The sequence below is a fragment of the Nitriliruptor sp. genome, from assembly GCF_040882075.1.
Classification (GTDB): domain Bacteria; phylum Actinomycetota; class Nitriliruptoria; order Nitriliruptorales; family Nitriliruptoraceae; genus Nitriliruptor.
Map to the genome: position 1 here is coordinate 1 of NZ_JBBEBZ010000020.1, position 1370 is coordinate 1370.

Sequence of the window (1370 nt, forward strand, 5' to 3'; positions counted from 1 at the left end):
GTCGACGCGACCCTGAAGGAGATCCGGCTCGCCCTGCTCGAGGCGGACGTCAACTTCAAGGTCGTCAAGGGCATCGTCGAACGGCTGCGTGAGACCCTCGTCGGTGACGAGATCAGCAAGGCGCTCAACCCGTCGCAGCACGTCATCAAGGCCGTCGACGCGGAACTCACCCGAGCCCTCGGTGGCGACGCGGTCCCGCTCGACCTGTCCGGCCCGTCGCCCCACGTGATCGTCCTCGCCGGCCTCCAGGGTTCGGGGAAGACCACCGCGGCCGGCAAGCTCGCCGCGCTGCTCAAGCGCAAGGGCCACCAGGTCATGGTGGTGGCCTGCGACCTCCAGCGGCCCGCCGCGGTCCGCCAGCTCCAGGTCAACGCCGAGAAGGTCGGCGTGCAGGCGTTCGCGCCCGTCACCGAGGGTGACCCGGTCCCGGTCGCCCGTGACGGCATCCGCGCCGCCAAGGAGGCCGGCTGCGACGTCGTCATCGTCGACACCGCCGGCCGCCTCCACGTCGACGCGGATCTGCTCGCCCAGGCGGGCGCCATCAAGGAGGCCGCCGGCTCCACCGGCGGCACCGTGCGGACCATGTTCGTCATCGACGCCATGATCGGTCAGGAGGCCGTCAACGTCGCCAAGGCCTTCCAGACCGACGTCGGCTTCGACGGGGTGATCCTGTCCAAGCTCGACGGCGACGCCCGCGGTGGCGCCGCCCTGTCGGTCCGCGAGGTCACCGGCACCCCGATCCTGTTCGCCTCCATCGGCGAGAAGATGGAGGACTTCGAGGCGTTCCACCCCGACCGCATGGCGGGGCGGATCCTCGGCATGGGCGACGTGATGACGCTCATCGAGAAGGCCGAGCAGACCTACACCGAGGAGGAAGCCGCTTCCGCGGAAGCGGCGCTGATGTCGGGGGAGTTCACCCTCGAGGACTTCCTCGCCCAGATGCAGATGCTCAAGAAGATGGGGCCGCTGCAGGGCCTGCTCGGGATGCTGCCCGGCATGGGCAAGCAGCTCAAGGACGTCGAGATCGAGGACAAGCAGGTCGCCCGGCTCGAGGCGATCATCCGCTCGATGACCCCGAAGGAACGTCAGGACCCCAAGATCCTCAACGGTCGACGTCGCAAGCGCATCGCGGCCGGTTCGGGCACGACGGTCACCGAGGTCAACCGCCTCGTCAAGCAGTTCGCCGACATCCAGAAGGTGATGAAGAGCGCGTCCAAGATGGCCGGCCTGTCGGGCGCCACGCCGAAGGGCGTCAAGGGCAAGGCCGCGCAGGCCGCCGCGCTCCGGCAGCTGCAGTCCGGCGGCCTGCCCGGGATGCCCGGTGGCGCGGGTGGGGGCATGGGCGGCTTCGCCGGTCTCCAGCCCGCCCC

Annotated in this window: 1 protein-coding gene; it reads left to right on the forward strand. The window is 70.1% G+C overall.

Features of this window, described 5'->3' with window-relative positions; genetic code table 11:
* On the forward strand, window positions 1-1370 hold a 1370-nt coding region (ffh, locus tag WEB03_RS01415; protein WP_368069186.1), incomplete at both ends, for a signal recognition particle protein.